Here is an 18,597-nt window from a genome sequence, read left to right on the forward strand (position 1 = left end):
AATCAAAATTATCCTGTATGAAACATCGATTATCCATTATTATTATTCTAGCATCCTACGCAACCATCGTTTGCGGTCAGATTGTACTTCCCTCCCCCAATCAAGTGGAAATAAAAAAAGGTAAACTGACTTTACAGAAAGACATTTCCATATGCACTACGGATACCGCCGCTTTTTATGTAAGCCTTTTCCGTAGCGAAGTACTCCACAATGCTCCCATCAGATGGCAACCCAAAGCATCCGACGCCCATATCTGCTGGATGAACGATCCGTCACTCCCACCCGAAGGATATAAAATAACTATCAATCCGAGACAGATGACAGTTAGTGCCTCAAATGAAAGAGGATTTATCTATGCTATACAGACCTTGCGGCAATGGGTTACCGGTTCGACAGGGAAATTGACATTTATCTGTGCTGACATCACCGATAGTCCTCGCATGCAATGGCGTTGCTTCCTACTGGATTCCGGACGCCAATACCAAAAAATATCTACCATCAAAAAGTATATAGACATGGCTTCTCTACTTAAAATGAATTATTTCCATTGGCACCTGACAGAAGGATTGGGATGGCGGATAGAAATCAAGAAATATCCGTACCTTGCACAAGTAGGAGGTTCGGTAGGAAAGGGAGAAGAACAATGCGGATTCTATACACAGGAAGAAATACGGGAAATCGTTCAATATGCCAGCCAACGCAACATCACCATTGTTCCGGAAATAGATATGCCAGGACATGCAGAAGCCGCTCTTTCCGCTCATCCAGAACTGGGATGTTTCGGTCAGCCCGTCAAAGTGCCACAACAGGGATTCACCCAAAACATATTCTGTGCCGGAAAAGAAGAAGTACTAACTTTCTTGAAAAACGTATTGGACGAAGTATGCTCGCTTTTCCCCTCCCCCTATATCCATTTGGGGGGAGACGAAGCACCGAAAGGTAATTGGAATAAATGTGAAGATTGCCAAAAGAAAATCGCTACGTTGAACTTGAAAGACAGTAACGACCTTCAGCTTTGGTTCTCTGCTCAAATGGCAAAACACTTGAAGCAGAAAGGACGCAAAGCCATATTTTGGGGCGATGTGATTTATCAAGACGGCTATCCACTACCCGACAACACTGTAATTCAATGGTGGAACTATCGCGGCCACAAGGACCTAGCACTTCGCAATGCGCTCAAACACCACTATCCAGTCATTTGTAGTTCCAACTACTATACATACTTGAATTTTCCGCTCACTCCTTGGCGGGGATACACAAAAGAACGCACGTTCGACTTAAAAGATCTGTATTTGGACAACCCTTCCAATCAAGCATACAATGAAAAGAATCCTTTGATTCTCGGTATGAGTTGCGCATTGTGGACTGACGAAGGAGTGACAGAAGGCATGATAGACCAACGTCTGTTTCCCCGTATCCTCGGATTGGCAGAACAGATGTGGCATCAAGGAAATCCATTGGATTTTACCCATTTTTATCAACACGTACTTCAAAAGAAAGGATGGTTCGAGCAACAGGGATTCGGATTCGGTCCTGCTTTAAAAAGCGAAGTCGAAAAAGATTATAAATGGGACTAAAGAAAAGACCGTCTGCTGTTCTGTCTCGCAATGATATATCGTATCATCCTTATATCTTTCGATATAGTATGTAGAACAATTTATAATCATTCATTTTTTGGGATATGTCCACAGGTGGTTCTCTTCTGAGCCTATTTGTAAATGAAAGAGCCATATCCAAAAAATGGATTTTTATCAAAAATCTATCGTTTAATTCACATAGTTATACTACATTTGCAACTTTGAAGTTTAACATTAATAGAAAATAAAGAACATTATGTTGAAGACTATTTTGTCTATTTCGGGAAAACCCGGTCTGTATAAACTAGTTTCCCATGGAAAAAACATGTTGATCGTTGAATCGCTGACTGATAACAAGAGAGTACCCGCATACGCAAAAGATAAAGTAATCTCATTAGGCGATATCGCAATCTATACAAATGAAACAGAGGTGCCTTTGCACGAGGTATTGACTAGCGTAAAGAACAAGGAAGAAGGAAAAACCGCTTCTTTAGTACCTTCAAAAGCCACACCAGACGAGTTGCGTTCCTATTTCGCAGAAGTATTACCGAACTTCGACCGTGAGCGTGTTTACCCAAGCGACATCAAGAAATTACTCTCTTGGTATAACATCTTGATCAACGCAGGTATCACTGATTTCACCCCGGAAGATGCTCTGACAGAAGAGGAAGCTACAGAAAAAGGAGCAGAATAACAGCATACGACATAAAGATTAAAGAAAGGACTGTTCAATATCCATCGTTCAGTCCTTTTTATTATAGCCACATTAACCAACAAAAGCACTTATACAAAAATAGTCCACTATTTTAGGCTAAATCTCACATTATCTAAGGCAGGCAACTCCTCTATCTTTACCAACAAATAATTAATTCACTCTATTGACCTCATAAAATAAAGAGCAAAGATGAAAAGCACCAAGCATTATCTCGGTCTGGACGTTGACAGCACCAATATGGTGCTCTGCGCAGTAGATGAGAATCACCAAATTATCGCAAAGGAAAGTATACCAACACAAGCCAGACGCATCAAAGTGGCGCATTAGAAAAACCTCACCGACAAGCAGAAAGACGCTACATGGGGAACCGGGATCTTACCGATAAAAGCGTTCGTCAACGATTGGAATTCTTACAGAAATGCTCTAAATAAAAGTACACGCTTCCCTTAAAAACACCTATATCGGCGTAGGCCCACACGTATATACGTATAAGCCCACACCTATATATACCTAAAAAGTCGTTATCAGAACAAAGGATTATCCACCTTTTCTCTCAGTAACGCCAGATCCACCACCTGTTGAATGTCATTCACATAATGGAACACCAAGCCTTTCAAATACTCTGGTTTGATCTCATTGATATCCTTTTCATTCTCCTTACAAAGAATCAATTCCTTAATCCCGGCACGTTTAGCCGCCAAAATCTTCTCCTTGATACCTCCTACGGGAAGCACTTTGCCACGCAGCGTAATCTCACCGGTCATAGCCAAGTTCTTTTTCACCTTACGCTGGGTAAAGGCGGAAACAAGAGAAGTCACCATCGTTATTCCAGCACTCGGCCCGTCTTTCGGGATCGCCCCTTCCGGTACGTGGACATGCACATTCCAATTCTCGAACAACTCCTCGTTGATATTAAACTGGGCCGCATGCGCATGGATATACTCAAGTGCCAACATGGCAGATTCTTTCATCACATCTCCCAGATTTCCGGTCAAAGTAAGTTTTGATCCCTTACCTTTACTTAAGCTTGACTCCACGAAAAGAATCTCACCACCAACAGCCGTCCAAGCTAATCCCGTAACCACGCCGGCATAGTCATTCCCTTGATATTTATCGCAGGAATATTCGATTGCCCCTAGATATCCATACAAATCTTCCGGCTTAATACTAGTCGGGATAGGCTCGTCGCTAGCAACCTTACGGGCTAGCTTACGCATGATTTTGGCGATTTTCTTATCCAATTCCCGGACACCGCTCTCATGCGTATAGGCTTCTACGATCACTTGTAAGGTTTTCTTAGGGAATTTCACGGAACCTTTCTTCAAACCGTGTACATCCATCTGCTTAGGTACAAGATGCTTCACGGCGATCTCTACCTTCTCCTCCATGATATAACCGCTCACCTCAATCAGTTCCATACGATCCAGCAACGGCTGGGAAATCGTATTCAAATTGTTAGCGGTAGCGATAAACATTACCTTACTTAAATCGTAATCAATATCCAAATAATTGTCGTGAAACGCATTATTCTGCTCCGGATCTAAGACCTCCAATAAAGCGGATGCCGGATCCCCCTTGAAATCATTCGTGATCTTATCGATCTCATCTAAGATAAAGACAGGGTTCGATGTTCCCGCCTTCTGTATATTCTGGATGATACGTCCGCACATAGCACCGATATAGGTACGACGATGTCCGCGAATCTCGGCCTCATCGTGCAATCCACCTAAAGAGACACGTACATATTTACGGTGCAAAGCCTCTGCAATGGAACGCCCCAACGAAGTCTTGCCGACTCCCGGAGGACCATACAAACAGATGATCGGAGATTTCATATCCCCTTTCAGTTTCAATACCGCCAAATGCTCTATAATACGTTCTTTCACCTTCTCCAAACCATAATGATCACGATCCAAGACCTTTTGGGCATGAGATAAGTTGAAATTGTCCTTGCTATACTCGTCCCACGGCAAGTTAACGATATTCTGGACATATTGTGTCTGTACAGAATAATCCGGAGATTGCGGATGCAATCGTTCCAATTTTCGCAATTCCTTCTCAAAGATCTGCGCTACCTCGGCAGGCCATTTCTTACAACTGGCTTTCTCCCGTAATTCTTTTATCTCCAACTCATTGATATTCCCGCCAAGTTCCTCTTGAATGGTCTTGATTTGCTGCTGAAGGAAATATTCTTTTTGTTGTTGATTGATATCCTCATGCGTCTTCATTTGGATGGAAGCTTTCAACTCCACCAGCTGATACTCGCGGTTCAAGATAAAAAGTAACCGATACGCACGTTCTTTTAAATCCCCGATCAATAACAATTGCTGTTTCTCGGCCGATCCACTCGGTATATTGCTACAAGAGAAATTGACCACATACAAGACATTCTTATTATTCTTGATCGAGAATATCAAATCCCGTGGAGGTTCAGCCACGGCACCAAGCATCTTGATTGTCAAATCCTTGATCGTGGAGATCAAAGCTTCGAACTCCCGATCGGTCTTGTCCGGCTTCGTATCCTCCAACACGGTGATCTTACCGGAAAGATACGGATCGGTCTCGGTCAACTCATTCAATTCAAAACGTTTCTTACCTTGAAGAATAACAGTAGTGCTACCATCCGGCATCTCTAAGACACGAACGATGTCAGCGATTACCCCAGTAGTATATAAATCCTCTAAAACCGGATCTTCCGTATCCATCTCTTTCTGGCAAACAACTCCGATCAAACTCTTTTTATGTACAGCTTCTTTGATCAAGCGCATCGATTTAGGACGCCCGACAATCACCGGCATGGCAACACCTGGAAAGAGTACCATATTCCTTAACGGAAGAATGGGTATGGTGTCTCCAACTTTCTCTACTCCTTCTGTGAAATCTTCATCTACATCGCATTCTGTAAGTATTGGCATTACGATACCAATATTATCATCCAAGTCATCAAACGAATTCTGGCAAAATATTCTCGTCTTTTCTTTCATATATACATTCATCAAAATTGTATATGTTAATACAATAAACGTGCCAAAGTTACAGTTTTTCATTCAATTCTTACTAATTTTGCGGCATACAATCGACAGAGATATGGCAAATCCTTATTTTCAATTCAAGAGATTTACGGTATGGCACGACAAATGCGCTATGAAAGTCGGAACGGATGGCGTTTTGCTTGGGGCATGGGCTAACATAGAGAGATGTCAGAGGACTTTGGATGTGGGAACTGGAACGGGATTGATCGCCCTCATGCTGGCTCAGCGCAGCACCGCAATCCTAGACGCTATCGATATAGATCCAGACGCATGTTTACAAGCCCGGGAAAATATCGCTAAATCTCCTTTCACCAACCGGATACAAGTCTATCAAACCTCACTCTCTGAATACAAACCGAATGAGAATATCAAATACGACTTGATCGTATCCAACCCTCCTTATTTTATTGATTCATTGAAATGCCCGGATACTAAACGTAATCTAGCCCGGCATACAGATACCTTATCTCTCCCTGATTTATTGCGTGATAGCCGAAAACTGTTGGCACCAGAAGGAAATATCGCCTTGGTGCTTCCCTTCGAGCAACGGGAGTATTTAATAGGTCTCGCTCGAGAAGAGTCTTTGTCTCCATCAAGAGAAACCCACGTTTCCCCCATACCGGACGCCACACCTAAGCGCTTATTAATAGAACTTTCAGCGAAGCCGGTAGCAGAGCCCAAGTTGTCTCATCTGACCCTAGAAATCAAGCGGCATCGATATACCGATGAATTCACCGCTCTAGCTAAAGACTTTTACCTGAAAATGTAAGGAAGCTTTTTATCGAAGAAGCGAGTTACCTCGTCAAATAAATTATGTACCTCCTTGGTAAAAGACACAACCTCAGGAGTCAGCACATGTAAAGCCTTTGGTTCCACCGTAATATCAATACGGCGATCTGCCATAATCGGTTCTCCATCCAAGTGCATCACGCCCGGATGTTGGCGAATAATCGTGACTTGCCGGGCTTTCATCGTCTTAATCTTACTATTCCGATCAATCTGTTTGGTAAACAATTGAATGGCTAAAGGAGCGATATCCAATGGCATAAAAGGGGATAAGATCGTAACATCCATCCGTCCGTCCTGTATATTCGCATGCGGAGCGATAAATGCGTTATTACCATATTGCGAAGCATTCGCACAAGCGACTAGAAACGCTTTCTCCTTGATCGTCTGGTTATCCACCACCAACTCATAAGGTTCAGGCTTATAACTCAGATACTCCTCTATCGTATTCTTTATATAAGTAAGAGACCCGCGCCGTTTCTCATTTGCGAATTTTTGGCTGACAGCGGCATCAAAGCCGACTCCACACGTACAGAAAAAGACTTGTCCGTTCGCCCGGCAACAATCTATCGTCGTAACATGCCCTTTCGAAATCAGATCGATAGCCCTTTTCACGTCCATCGGTATGTGCAATTCTCTAGCTAAGCCATTGCCCGAACCTTTCGGGATGATACCCAAGATTGCATTCGAATGGATCATAGCTCTCGCTATCTCATTCACTGTCCCGTCACCTCCTACCGCCAAAATACATTCAGCTCCCCCTTCGATGGCTTGACGAGTCAACTCGCTGGCATGACCCGCATACTCTGTAAAAGATATGTTTAACGAACAGTTCTTTTTCGAGCAGATTCCCTCAATCATTTTAGGTATCTTGCGCTTCGATCCTACACCAGATATAGGGTTTATGATAGCTTGTACTTTTATATCCCGTTCGCTCATCCTCACTTCTTCTTTTTATTTGAGAGGACAAAAATAATGCTTTTATAAAACTTTTAAAGCATTTCGACTACTATAAGTTATTTTTTTACTACTTTTGTGGCTGGATTTGCCGAAACATAGGATTATGTATGCGGCGAATCTGTGTTCTTTAGTAAGAATAAACAAATAGCGAGATAAATCATTCTCTTTTATAATAATATGAAACTTTTACAAGAGAAACTAGCAAAGTACGACGCTCCTCAAAGAGCCATGGCAATGGGAATCTATCCTTACTTCAGGGAAATCCAGAGCGATCAGGACACGGAAGTTCTAATCAGTGGGAAGAAAGTCTTGATGTTTGGTTCTAATGCGTACTTAGGATTAACCAATCATCCTAAAGTAAAAGAAGCAGCGATCGAGGCCATTAAAAAGTATGGTACAGGTTGTGCCGGCTCACGTTTCTTAAACGGAACGTTAGACTTACACCTCCAGTTGGAAAAACGTTTAGCAGAATTTGTTGGTAAAGAAGATGCCATCGTATACTCAACAGGTTTCCAAGTTAATTTAGGTGTTGTATCCTGTATCACCGGACGTGAGGACTATATCCTTTGGGATGAGTTGGATCATGCATCCATTATCGAAGGACATCGTCTTTCTTTTTCCACGAAATTGAAATTCAAGCATAACGATATGGATTCTTTGGAGAAACAACTCCAGAAATGCGAGCCAGACAAGGTGAAACTTATCGTTATCGACGGGGTTTTCAGTATGGAAGGTGATGTCGCTAAATTACCGGAAATCGTAGCTCTCGCAAAAAAATACAACGCAAGTGTAATGGTTGACGAGGCTCATGGTATCGGTGTATTCGGTGATCATGGCCGCGGTACTTGTAACCACTTTGGCGTTACAAACGATGTCGATTTGATCATGGGAACTTTCAGTAAGTCTTTTGCTTCCATCGGTGGTTTTATCGCATCGGATGAATCTGTCATCAATTACTTACGTCACCACTCTCGTTCCTATATCTTTAGCGCAAGCAATACTCCTGCCGCTACTGCCGCAGCGAACGCAGCATTAGATATTATGTTAAGCGAGCCAGAACGTATCCAACATTTATGGGATTTGACTCATTACGCATTGGACGGTTTCCGTAACATGGGTTGTGAGATCGGACAAACTTCTACTCCGATCATCCCGTTATTTATCCGTGACAACGACTTGACATTCCTTATCGTAAAAGAATTATTTGAGGCCGGAATCTTCGTAAATCCGGTAGTAGCCCCTGCGGTTGCTTCCGAAGACACACTGATTCGCTTCTCCCTTATGGCTACCCACACAAAAGAGCAACTAGATTACGCCTTGGAGACAATCCATAAGGTATTTAAGAGCCATGGGTTGGTAGACTAATCGTGTAAATATATAAAAAAAGGCCCGAAGATTAGGTATAACACCTATCTTCGGGTCTTTTTTATAACTGAAAAAATCATAACTATGATTTTGAATGGGAATAAATCACTATTTTTGCATATTTAGATAAATTGGGTGGTTATGTCGATACCCCTCTTACAAATTAAAAATAAATGGATTTCATATTAGATAAAGGAAGTAGCCATATGGGCTGCAAAGGTTGCAGCAAAAGGCAAAACAATAAACTGAATACTTATGATTGGTTGTGCGATGTACCCGATGCGGAAGGCTCAACCGATTTCGTAGAGGTTCAATTTAAAAATACCCGCAAAGGGTATTACTTGAATAGTGCTAAAATCCCTTTGGAAAAAGGAGATATAGTAGCCGTTGAGGCAAGTCCCGGTCATGATATAGGTACGGTTTCTTTAACGGGCAAATTGGTTCTGCTGCAAATGAAGAAAAACAATGTGCGCACAGAAGCCGAACCTAAACGGATTTACCGAAAGGCTAAGCCAACCGATATTGAGAAATATGAGGAAGCAAAAGCAAAGGAACACGCCACGATGATTCGCTCGCGGCAAATCGCAGCTGATTTAGGATTGAATATGAAAATCGGTGATGTAGAATATCAAGGTGACGGTAATAAGGCGATTTTTTATTATATAGCGGATGAACGTGTGGATTTCCGTCAACTAATTAAAGTACTAGCGGAGGCATTTCGGGTTCGCATCGAAATGAAACAGATCGGTGCCCGTCAAGAAGCCGGACGCATCGGTGGTATCGGCCCTTGCGGTAGAGAACTATGCTGTTCCAGTTGGATGACAAGTTTCGTATCGGTCGCTACCGGAGCTGCCCGTTATCAAGATATTTCCATGAATCCCCAGAAATTGGCCGGACAATGCGCAAAATTGAAATGTTGCATTAATTATGAGGTAGACACGTATGTGGAAGCCCAAAAACGCCTTCCTTCCAGGGAGATTGTCTTGGAGACAAAAGATAATAATTACTACCATTTCAAAACAGATATTTTCAAACGGGAAATTACCTATTCTACGGATAAATCATTTGCGGCTAATCTTATCACAATTCCGGCAAGCCGTGCTTTCGATGTCATTAACATGAATAAGAAAGGCATGAAACCAATATCTCTAGAGGCGGATACGAAGCCACAACCACCGAAACGAGATGCTCAAGATATTCTTGGCCAAGAAAGTGTCACACGTTTCGACTCTGTTAAGAAGAAAAAGAAAAAACGTCCTGCCAACAAGAATAATGGCGAGAACAATGGAAACGGGAACGGAGCTAATACTACTGCGGCAGCAGTTACTAACACGGACACACCTGCTTCTGAGAATAAGAACAACGGAGCCGGTGGCAATAATCGCCGTAACGGAGGAAATAATAGGAATAACAATCGGGAGAATAACCGAGAGAATCGGGAGAATAACCGAGAGAATCGGGAGAACAACCGAAACAATCGCCCGAAACAAAGACCGAGAGCTAATAACGATAAGCAATCCAACAACAATAAGCCTGCGAATAATGACAAACCTCAGCAACCGATCAAACAGGCCAGACCTGATAAAACGGAGAATAAGCCAGAGACAAAACCTGAGGCTTAAAAAGTTCATTGCCGTTTGCGCATGCTTCTTATGCTTCTCTTGCGAGAATGAAGCTGTATACGATCAGTATCAAGCTATCCAAAACACCTCGTGGGAGAAGAATAAGGAGTACTATTTCACTTTCCTGATTGAAGATATATCAGTTCCATACGACCTAACCTTGGAAGTACGGAACAATAATATGTATCCGTATCAGAACCTATGGGTATTTTGCAGCGAGGAATTTCCGATTGGTCCTTTAAAAAGGGATACAATCGAATGTATGTTAGCGGATGAATTTGGGAAATGGTATGGGCACGGGATCTCCCTGTTTCAATCCAGTTTCCCGATACGGTCTGCTTACTATTTCCCCGTTAAAGGGCAATATACCTTTAGCTTCCGACAAGGGATGCGCAACGATCAACTTCCGGGTATTCAAGAAATCGGCTTACGAGTCTTACCTTCTTCCACTAACGCTCCTTCCGGGAAGCGTCCAAACGAAGAAAAATAAACAATAAAATCGTAAATCCCCAAAGCGAGGAGCCTCCATAGCTAAAGAAAGGCAAAGGAATACCGATAACCGGAGTCAATCCCGTCACCATGCCGACATTAATCGCCAGATGGAAAAAGAATATAGAGGCTACGCTATAACCATAGACTCGTCCGAAAGCATTATCTTGCCGTTCCGCCAATACAATCAGACGAAGAATAAAAAGTCCGAATACGATCAATACGGTGGAGGCACCCAAAAAGCCTTGCTCCTCGCCTACCGTACAAAAGATAAAATCCGTATCCTGTTCCGGCACATACTTTAATTTGGTCTGCGTCCCATTCAAGAATCCCTTTCCGGATAATCCTCCGGAACCGATAGCGATCTTGGATTGATTCACATTATACCCCGCCCCGCTAGGATCATCCTCCAAGCCCAAAGAGACTTTAATACGGATTTGCTGGTGAGGTTCCAATATATCATTAAACACATAATCCACAGAAAATAGGAAACCAATAGAACCTAAAGCAAACAGAGCGATTAACGCATAATGCCATACCCAGTTTCGAATGGATAAATAGAATAAATAGATAGATGCGGCTCCGACCAAGCCTATCGATATCCACGCGAAATTTACCGGGACAAATAAAGAAACGACATACCCAACCAAGAAGGTCGAAGCGATCCCCCCAAGCATGATCTTAACGCTTATATAATCCTTACGGACACTCCCTACCAATCCCATGGTTATTAATAAGATAAAGCAAGACACTATTAATTCACCCAATGGGGTAATACCCACCATCACCTCTGAATATTTCATTCCCGTAACGAAAAAGACGACCGCACAGACTCCTATCAATAAAATATATCCGGTCATTCCCTCCCGGTATAGCATCAAGAAGAATGCCAAGTAAACCAAGGCCGACCCCGTCTCTTTCTGTAAAAGGATACAAATCATCGGTAAGAAGATCAAGAACAAGGTGATTGAGAAATTCTTGACCATCGTTAGCTTAAAGCCATAGCCATTCATAAACTTCGCCACGGCCAAGGCGGTAGCGAACTTAGCCAACTCCGCAGGTTGTAAACGAATAGGTCCTAATACGAGCCAAGAATACGATCCCTTGATATTGGGTGCTAAAAAGATAGTGGCGATCAACAATACGATCACACACACATAGATCAGATAGGCGAATATATCGAAGAAGTCACTTTCCAACATTAATATGACGAAAATAAGGGCGAGTGAGGTACCGATCCAAATCATCTGCATTCCCGGACGGCCTGACGGGTCGAACAAGCCAACGTTATCAAACTCGTAGCTCGCCCCACAAATACTAAACCAACCAGCGGTCACCATAATCAAGTATAACAAAATGGTAATCCAGTCGACCGACTTCCATATTTCCGTTTTCCTATAGCGCATTGTTCGGTAATATTACAGCATTCATAATATATTCCTCCGTCGCCTTGTTAGCCTCGGATATCTCTCCTTTCAAATATTTCTCTAACATCAATTTACCGATAGGCACCGCATAAGTAGCACCGAATCCGGCGTTTTCCACAAACACGGCAATAGCGACCTTGGCGTTCTGATAAGGGGCGAACCCCATAAAGATAGAATGATCCTTACCATGCGGGTTTTCTGCTGTTCCCGTCTTTCCACAAACCTCGATATCCGGTAAAGCCGCCCCACGACAGGTTCCCCCATAAGCGGTTCCCGTAACAGCTCCTCGCATACCTTCGGCAATATAACTATAATAATGCGTATCCACCGATGTATAATGCCTCTTACTATATAACGTATCCAGCGGAGTGTCTTGGATCTCTTTCACGACATGCGGAGTGATATAATATCCCCGATTAGCGACAGTAGCCGCTAAATTACAGATTTGCAAAGGCGTAGCCAATATCTCGCCCTGTCCGATAGCGATCGAGATAACCGTACTGGAATTCCAACGTCCCCGGTACACCTTATCATAGAACTTACTATTCGGAATGAACCCTCGTTTCTCACCAGGAAGATCAATTCCCAACTTATAACCATATCCCATCGAGACCATGTGGTTCTTCCAAACCTCAAAAGCCTCCTGTACCGAGGGGTATCGCTTCCGGCTGTCGATCATATCATGCAGTCCCCAAGGGAAAAAAGAGTTACAAGAGGTCGCCAACGCCCCGACCAGATTCAGAGGAGACGGATGCCCGTGACAAGCCGGCTTACCACCCCGGAAGGTATATCCATGCGCACAGGTATATTGAGTTTCCGGAGTAATCACCCCTTCTTGCAAGAAGATCAAACCTTGGGTCGGTTTAAAAGTAGATCCGGGAGGATATTGTGCCATGAGCGGGCGATTGAATAAAGGTTTTAACGGATCCTTCTGCAAAGCCACGTAGTTCTTTCCCCGCTGACGCCCGATCAAGATACTCGGATCATACGTAGGAGCGGAAACCATACAAAGTACCTCCCCTGTCTCCGGCTCTATCATTACGATACCGCCTAATTTATTCTGCATTAACTTCTCCCCATAAGCCTGCAAGTCCATATCCAAGGATAATTTCAAGTTCTTGCCGGATTCCGGCTGGATATCGCGCAAACCTTCCTCATATCGCCCCTTGATACGTCCATGAGCGTCACGCAACAGGATCTCGACTCCTTTCACGCCCCGCAAATATTCCTCATACGATTGCTCGATCCCAGTCCTGCCAGAGTAATCACCTTGTGTATAATAAGAGTCACTCTCTATATCTTTCCGATTCACCTCACCGATATTTCCCAGCACAAGAGCGGCATTGGGATACTCGTATTGACGGATCGTGCGATTCTGGATATAGAAACCGGGGAATTTATATAACTTTTCCTGCAACACGCCATATTCTTGTGCGGAAAGCTGATTCATAAATACTTGAGGGACATATGAGGAATAACCGGGATTTAACCGCCGGTTCTTAATATCCGCTATACGTTTAAGGAATTGCTCTTTCGTAATGCCCAGTACATCACAAAAATCGAGGGTATCAAAAGGCTGTATCTCACGCATGATAAGCATCACGTCGTAAGCGGGCTGGTTATAGACCAATAATTTACCATTACGATCGTACATCATGCCTCGGGAAGGATATAAGGTCTTTTTCAAGAAAGCATTACTATCCGCCCAAGCTTTATAATCGTTGTCGACCACTTGAAGGATGAACAAACGGATAATAAAGATGATAACCAACAGGATCACCGCCCCGCCTAAGACATAGCGCCTGTTCTCAAACTCATACTTGGTATTATTCTCCACTTTTCTGAGACTCTATATTGAAAGCTTCTACCGTACAAATCAATAAGGTTGTCATCACCACGCTCGAGAGGATACGGACAACCAGAAACAAGGGGTCAAATAAAGTCAACGACTCAATCACAAAAAGAGTCGTATGTTGTATCAACACAAACGATAACACATATCGGAAAAAGCCTCCGAAACCAAAGGTCTTATAAGACGGGTAAATACCTTCCGGCAAATCTTTCCCCATGAATACACGGATTAACGGCTCCCTGCAGAATCCCACCAATGTACAAGCGGCCGCATGCATACCCGGCGTGTTGCTGAACGTATCAATAACCACTCCGGCTATGAAGGAGAAGAAAACGACTTGCATCCGTGAGCAACCGACCGGCATCTTAATGATGAAATAGAGATACAGAAACGGGGTAGCGATCCGCAAGAAATGAATGTTGTTTAAGATCAAGACCTGGACCAACACAAACACCACGAAATATATGAAACCACGCAGTAAATTATTAATCATTTCTCTTCGCCTCTTGTTCTACACCAATTTGCTCCGTCTGACGGAAATTCTTGATAATACGCACATTGTTCAACGCCTGAAAATCCGTAGCTAGCTCGACTTGTAATGAATAGAAATTATCATCGTGCTGTTTCTCGAAATCAGCGACCGTACCTACGATAATTCCCGAGGGGAATACGGCAGAGTAGCCGCTCGTCACGATCGTATCGCCTTTCTGGAACTCCACATGGCGCGGCAACTCATCGAGGTTGGCGTACAACGTACTACGGCCATTCCAGCTTAAAGACCCGAAATAGCTACTACCTAACACCTTACAACTCAACCGGAACTTAGGATTCAGTAACGGAATGATCACGGAGAAATGATCGGAAACGGTCGATACGATACCAACCACACCCCGTTCCGAGACAACTCCCATATCGGGCAAGATTCCATCCAGCTTCCCTTTATCCACGGTAATATAATTGGACAAATGCGTGACACTGTTGTTCACTACATCCGCCACGACAAACGAATAAGGAAATTGCTCCGTCGAATCCGGCGTAAATCCCTTAAAACTAACCGTATCCGCAATCAGCGCATCCAACTGATCTTGCAGATCCAACATTTGCAATTCCAACTGTCCGTTACGCTCCAATAACTCCTTATTGATATCCCGAAGATTCAAATAAGAAGTAACAGATCCAGATATCGAGGCGATATATCCTGTCACGACATTCGCTGAGCTGAATATGATATTCCGTTGGTACGCATTATTACGATAGACTAACGTCAATGAAACAGCCTCAAGCAGAATGAACAAGAACCAATGCCTCTTCCTGATCAGGAACTCTAGTAACTTACGCATAGGAATTGAAAACTGAAAGTTGAGAATTGAAAATTGAAAAGAACCAGACCTATCGGCTCGCCAGTTTTCAACTTTCAATTCTCAATTCCCAATTATTTACTCTTATCGGATTAAGAAATTAAACTTCTCCACATTCTTCAAAGCGACTCCCGTACCTTTAGCCACGGCATGCAACGGATCCTCGGCGATATGGAACTGGATATTCATCTTATCCCGCAAACGCTTATCCAAACCGCGAAGCATAGCGCCACCTCCAGCCAAATAGATACCGTTTTTCACGATATCGGCATATAACTCGGGAGGGGTTTGCTCCAAGGCACTCAAGATAGCCGCCTCGATCTTCGAGATAGACTTATCCAAGCAGTGGGCGATCTCCTGATAAGAGACAGGTACCTCCATCGGTAAGGCAGTCATCTGATTCGGACCATGAACCACATAATCCTCCGGAGCGTCCTCCAATACAGTAAGCGCGGAACCCACGTTGATCTTGATACGCTCGGCCATACGTTCACTCACCTTCACGTTGTGTTGACGACGCATATACTCCACGATATCAGCTGTTAAATCGTCACCCGCCATACGGATTGATTTATTCGACACGATACCACCTAAGGATATGACAGCGATCTCGGTAGTACCACCTCCTATATCCACGATCATATTACCCTCGGGAGCCAAGACATCTATACCGACACCGATAGCGGCAGCCATCGGTTCAAAAACCATGTACACATCACGTCCGCCGGCATGCTCGGCAGAGTCTCGCACAGCACGTATCTCTACCTCCGTACTACCTGAAGGGATACCGATCACCATACGTAAGGACGGAGCGAACCAGCGCTTCCTTCCGCTCGCCATCTTGATAAAGCCGCGAATCATTTGCTCGGCAGCGTAGAAATCCGCGATAACTCCCTCACGAAGCGGTCGTACAGTACGAATATTCGGATGCGTCTTCTCGTACATCTCACGGGCTACCTTACCGACAGCCAGCACCTTGTCCGAGCGAGCATCCAAAGCAATCACCGAAGGTTCGTCTACCACCATCTTATCATTACACGTGATAATGGTATTAGCAGTACCCAAATCTATGGCAACTTCTTGTGTGAAAGAAAACAATCCCATTAGTCTTAATTATTAATGTTTAAAATGACGAACACCTGTCTTCACCATAGCCAAGCCATGTTGGTTACAATACTCGACAGACAACTTATCATTGATAGAACCTCCCGGCTGGATTACGGCCGTGATACCTGCCTGATCTGCGATCTCAACGCAATCGGGGAACGGGAAGAAAGCGTCGGAAGCCATCACGGCACCATTCAAGTCGAAGCCGAACGATTTAGCCTTCTCTATGGCCTGTCTCAAAGAGTCCACACGAGAGGTCTGTCCGATACCGCTGGCGCAAAGCTGCTTGTTCTTCACCAAGGTAATCGCATTGGACTTGCTGTTCTTCACGATCTTATTAGCGAACAATAAGTCCTCGACCTCCGAAGCCGTCGGCTGCTTATCCGTCATAGGCTCCAAATCCGCCTTACCCTGGATGCTCAAGTCCTTCTCCTGCATCAAGACACCGTTCAATAAAGAGCGGAACTGCATCGGGCAAGTCTTGCAATCCTTACGGATCAATATGATACGGTTCTTCTTCTGTTGAAGTACCTCCAACGCGTCAGCGTCGTAAGCCGGAGCGATAATCACCTCGAAGAAAATCTTGTTGATCTCCTCGGCCACTTCCTTGTTAATCGTGGTATTCGTGATCAAAATGCCACCGAAAGCGGAAACCGGGTCACCGGCCAAAGCCTCTTTCCAAGCCTCAAGCACATTACCGCGGGAAGCGATACCGCAAGCGTTATTATGTTTCAAGATTGCGAACGTCAGCTCGTCGAACTCATCGATCAAGTTCACGGCAGCGTCGATATCCAATAAGTTGTTGTAAGAAATCTCTTTTCCATGGATCTGATCGAACATATCGTTGAACTTACCATAGAACTTAGCGGCTTGATGAGGATTCTCGCCATAACGCAAATGCATCGGGCTATCTACCGTAGCACGGAAATGGGAACCTTCGCGGCCATCAAAATAATTGAAAATAGCGGAGTCGTAACCCGAGGAAACGGCGAACGCTTCTTTGGCGAACCATTTACGATCCTCGATACTGGTCTCTGCGCCCTTCTCGTTCAAAAGATCCATCAACGGCTGGTATTGCGCCTTGGAAGCTACGATTACCACATCCTTGAAGTTCTTCGCGGCGGCACGTATCAAAGAGATACCGCCTATATCTATTTTCTCAATAATTGCTTGTTCCTCCGCGCCGGAAGCGACAGTCTCCTCAAAAGGATATAGGTCAACGATAACCAAGTCGATTTCCGGGATCTCATATTCGGCTAATTGTTTCTGGTCATTCTCATTCTCGCGGCGAGCCAAGATACCACCGAATACCTTCGGATGAAGCGTCTTCACACGACCGCCCAAAATAGACGGATAAGAAGTCAAGTTCTCTACCGCATCACAAGGCAAACCCAATGACTCGATAAATGATTGAGTACCACCTGTTGATACAAAGCTCACACCCTCGCTATGCAATTTCTTTAGGATTTCGTCCAGCCCGTCTTTGTGAAACACAGAGACCAAGGCACGTTTCATTCGTTTCGTTGCAGCCATCTTTCTATTTTCGTTTACTTTAATGTTTTAGAGCACAAAAGTAGCTATTTATTTCCAATCCTGCCTTATTATTCAGATAAAAACAAGGTAACCACAGCAAATTTCATCCATAGCCAAAGAAACATGAATCCATCGCACATGTTGCGGGAGACGCTCTACAACCTATGGCATTCCCCTAAGATAATGGGATTTCCTTTGCTAATATATAGTAGATCGCCCAATTTGACATTCTGACACTTTGCAACTTAAACTCCCGGAGAATTGATTATTCCGGGGCAAAGTACGACCAGCGTCCAAATTCGAGAATGATTCTCAGCAAATAACTGGCATACAGCCGACTAGTAATTTTCAACCGTTTATTCTAGCGAGGAATCCCATCTCCTATCAGCCTCAAGCGTACGAGAAAACGCTCTTTTGTCCGAAAACAATAGACTTTTCCTCCGAAAACAATAGGAACCGGACTCGAAAACAATAGGAATCGCAGTCGAAAACAACTAACAACTCCGTCGTAAACACCTTACAATCGGGATCCAAACACCCTTACAATGCCCATTTACGGCATGAAAAGACAGCCAAATCCGCTTTTTCTCCCTTATATCCTCGCTATCTCAGCCAATTCGAAGAAAGGACTTATCAGCGAAAAGCGCCTATTCCAAGCAAAAAGACACGAATAGACGAGTTACGCCGACAAGCTATCTTAACGGTGAAACTATCGTCCACCTGTAATCAGCGAGAGAGCTACCGGACAAACATAAATCCTGAGACAAAGGCCGT

General features: G+C 43.9%; 14 protein-coding genes and 1 pseudogene. 7 read left to right on the forward strand and 8 right to left on the reverse strand.

Translation table 11 applies throughout. From position 1 onward, the window contains the following. Nucleotides 1–17: 17 nt before the first annotated feature. The 3 genes and pseudogenes from E5342_RS00970 to E5342_RS20070 form a co-directional block, all read left to right on the forward strand. Nucleotides 18–1,577, forward strand: a complete 1,560-nt coding sequence (locus tag E5342_RS00970; RefSeq protein WP_135958619.1) for a beta-N-acetylhexosaminidase — start codon at nt 18–20, stop codon at nt 1,575–1,577. A gap of 256 nt (nt 1,578–1,833) precedes the next feature. Next, nucleotides 1,834–2,271 carry a DUF5606 family protein gene (locus tag E5342_RS00975; protein WP_121735569.1) on the forward strand — a complete coding sequence of 146 codons (438 nt, stop codon included), beginning with the start codon at nt 1,834–1,836 and terminating at the stop codon, nt 2,269–2,271. 327 nt (nt 2,272–2,598) lie between these two features. After that, nucleotides 2,599–2,694, forward strand: a pseudogene (locus tag E5342_RS20070) (sugar phosphate isomerase/epimerase family protein); the annotation flags it as partial. Between the two features lie 122 nt (nt 2,695–2,816). Here the strand turns inward: E5342_RS20070 and lon are convergent. Further along, nucleotides 2,817–5,288, reverse strand: coding sequence for an endopeptidase La (gene lon, locus E5342_RS00985; protein WP_135958672.1), 2,472 nt, complete (start codon nt 5,286–5,288; stop codon nt 2,817–2,819). 91 nt (nt 5,289–5,379) lie between these two features. On the opposite strand from lon, the gene E5342_RS00990 reads away from it, so the two are divergent. After that, nucleotides 5,380–6,093 carry a tRNA1(Val) (adenine(37)-N6)-methyltransferase gene (locus E5342_RS00990; RefSeq protein WP_168354436.1) on the forward strand — a complete coding sequence of 238 codons (714 nt, stop codon included), beginning with the start codon at nt 5,380–5,382 and terminating at the stop codon, nt 6,091–6,093. Here E5342_RS00990 and E5342_RS00995 read toward each other — a convergent pair. Then, nucleotides 6,078–7,049, reverse strand: coding sequence for a diacylglycerol/lipid kinase family protein (locus E5342_RS00995; protein WP_121735568.1), 972 nt, complete (start codon nt 7,047–7,049; stop codon nt 6,078–6,080). The genes E5342_RS00990 and E5342_RS00995 overlap by 16 nt on opposite strands. Before the next feature lie 198 nt (nt 7,050–7,247). Here E5342_RS00995 and spt point away from each other — a divergent pair, with 198 nt between their 5' ends. The 3 genes from spt (at nt 7,248) to E5342_RS01010 (ending at nt 10,547) form a co-directional block, all read left to right on the forward strand. Further along, nucleotides 7,248–8,435 carry a serine palmitoyltransferase gene (gene spt, locus E5342_RS01000; RefSeq protein WP_135958620.1) on the forward strand — a complete coding sequence of 396 codons (1,188 nt, stop codon included), beginning with the start codon at nt 7,248–7,250 and terminating at the stop codon, nt 8,433–8,435. A gap of 173 nt (nt 8,436–8,608) precedes the next feature. Further along, a complete protein-coding gene (locus E5342_RS01005; protein ID WP_135958621.1) occupies nt 8,609–10,057 on the forward strand; it encodes a PSP1 domain-containing protein in 1,449 nt (482 codons plus the stop codon). Beyond that, on the forward strand, nt 9,978–10,547 hold the full coding sequence (locus tag E5342_RS01010) for a gliding motility lipoprotein GldH (RefSeq protein WP_121735565.1): 570 nt from the start codon (nt 9,978–9,980) through the stop codon (nt 10,545–10,547). The genes E5342_RS01005 and E5342_RS01010 overlap by 80 nt, the downstream gene beginning before the upstream one ends. On the opposite strand, the gene rodA is transcribed toward E5342_RS01010, so the two are convergent. From rodA to purH, 6 genes are all read right to left on the reverse strand, one after another. Further along, entirely contained in the window at nt 10,507–11,952 is a 1,446-nt protein-coding gene (gene rodA / locus E5342_RS01015; protein ID WP_121735564.1) for a rod shape-determining protein RodA, read from the reverse strand. The genes E5342_RS01010 and rodA overlap by 41 nt on opposite strands. Then, entirely contained in the window at nt 11,942–13,810 is a 1,869-nt protein-coding gene (gene mrdA / locus E5342_RS01020) for a penicillin-binding protein 2 (protein ID WP_121735563.1), read from the reverse strand. The genes rodA and mrdA overlap by 11 nt, the downstream gene beginning before the upstream one ends. Continuing rightward, nucleotides 13,800–14,318: a rod shape-determining protein MreD gene (gene mreD / locus E5342_RS01025; RefSeq protein ID WP_135958622.1), complete on the reverse strand. Its 519-nt coding sequence runs from the start codon at nt 14,316–14,318 to the stop codon at nt 13,800–13,802. Before mreD ends, mrdA begins: the two co-directional genes overlap by 11 nt. Further along, a complete protein-coding gene (gene mreC / locus E5342_RS01030; RefSeq protein WP_121735561.1) occupies nt 14,311–15,165 on the reverse strand; it encodes a rod shape-determining protein MreC in 855 nt (284 codons plus the stop codon). Before mreC ends, mreD begins: the two co-directional genes overlap by 8 nt. A gap of 102 nt (nt 15,166–15,267) precedes the next feature. Then, nucleotides 15,268–16,287 (reverse strand): rod shape-determining protein, encoded by a 1,020-nt coding sequence (locus E5342_RS01035; protein WP_008773378.1) that lies wholly within the window; start codon nt 16,285–16,287, stop codon nt 15,268–15,270. A 12-nt stretch (nt 16,288–16,299) separates the two neighbouring features. After that, complete coding sequence (purH, locus tag E5342_RS01040; protein WP_121735560.1) at nt 16,300–17,823, reverse strand: bifunctional phosphoribosylaminoimidazolecarboxamide formyltransferase/IMP cyclohydrolase; 1,524 nt, start codon at nt 17,821–17,823, stop codon at nt 16,300–16,302. Between the last annotated feature and the right edge of the window lie 774 nt (nt 17,824–18,597).

Origin of the sequence: Parabacteroides distasonis (assembly GCF_004793765.1) — a bacterium.
Classification (GTDB): domain Bacteria; phylum Bacteroidota; class Bacteroidia; order Bacteroidales; family Tannerellaceae; genus Parabacteroides; species Parabacteroides distasonis_A.

Coding starts and splice junctions, on each gene's coding strand:
- rodA (WP_121735564.1), bottom strand. CDS start 11,952: ATGCGCTATAGGAAAACGGAAATATGGAAGTCGGTCGACTGGATTACC.
- mreC (WP_121735561.1), bottom strand. CDS start 15,165: ATGCGTAAGTTACTAGAGTTCCTGATCAGGAAGAGGCATTGGTTCTTG.
- E5342_RS01010 (WP_121735565.1), top strand. CDS start 9,978: ATGACAAACCTCAGCAACCGATCAAACAGGCCAGACCTGATAAAACGG.
- E5342_RS00970 (WP_135958619.1), top strand. CDS start 18: ATGAAACATCGATTATCCATTATTATTATTCTAGCATCCTACGCAACC.
- lon (WP_135958672.1), bottom strand. CDS start 5,288: ATGAATGTATATATGAAAGAAAAGACGAGAATATTTTGCCAGAATTCG.
- E5342_RS01035 (WP_008773378.1), bottom strand. CDS start 16,287: ATGGGATTGTTTTCTTTCACACAAGAAGTTGCCATAGATTTGGGTACT.
- mreD (WP_135958622.1), bottom strand. CDS start 14,318: ATGATTAATAATTTACTGCGTGGTTTCATATATTTCGTGGTGTTTGTG.
- spt (WP_135958620.1), top strand. CDS start 7,248: ATGAAACTTTTACAAGAGAAACTAGCAAAGTACGACGCTCCTCAAAGA.
- E5342_RS00995 (WP_121735568.1), bottom strand. CDS start 7,049: ATGAGCGAACGGGATATAAAAGTACAAGCTATCATAAACCCTATATCT.
- E5342_RS01005 (WP_135958621.1), top strand. CDS start 8,609: ATGGATTTCATATTAGATAAAGGAAGTAGCCATATGGGCTGCAAAGGT.
- E5342_RS00975 (WP_121735569.1), top strand. CDS start 1,834: ATGTTGAAGACTATTTTGTCTATTTCGGGAAAACCCGGTCTGTATAAA.
- E5342_RS00990 (WP_168354436.1), top strand. CDS start 5,380: ATGGCAAATCCTTATTTTCAATTCAAGAGATTTACGGTATGGCACGAC.
- purH (WP_121735560.1), bottom strand. CDS start 17,823: ATGGCTGCAACGAAACGAATGAAACGTGCCTTGGTCTCTGTGTTTCAC.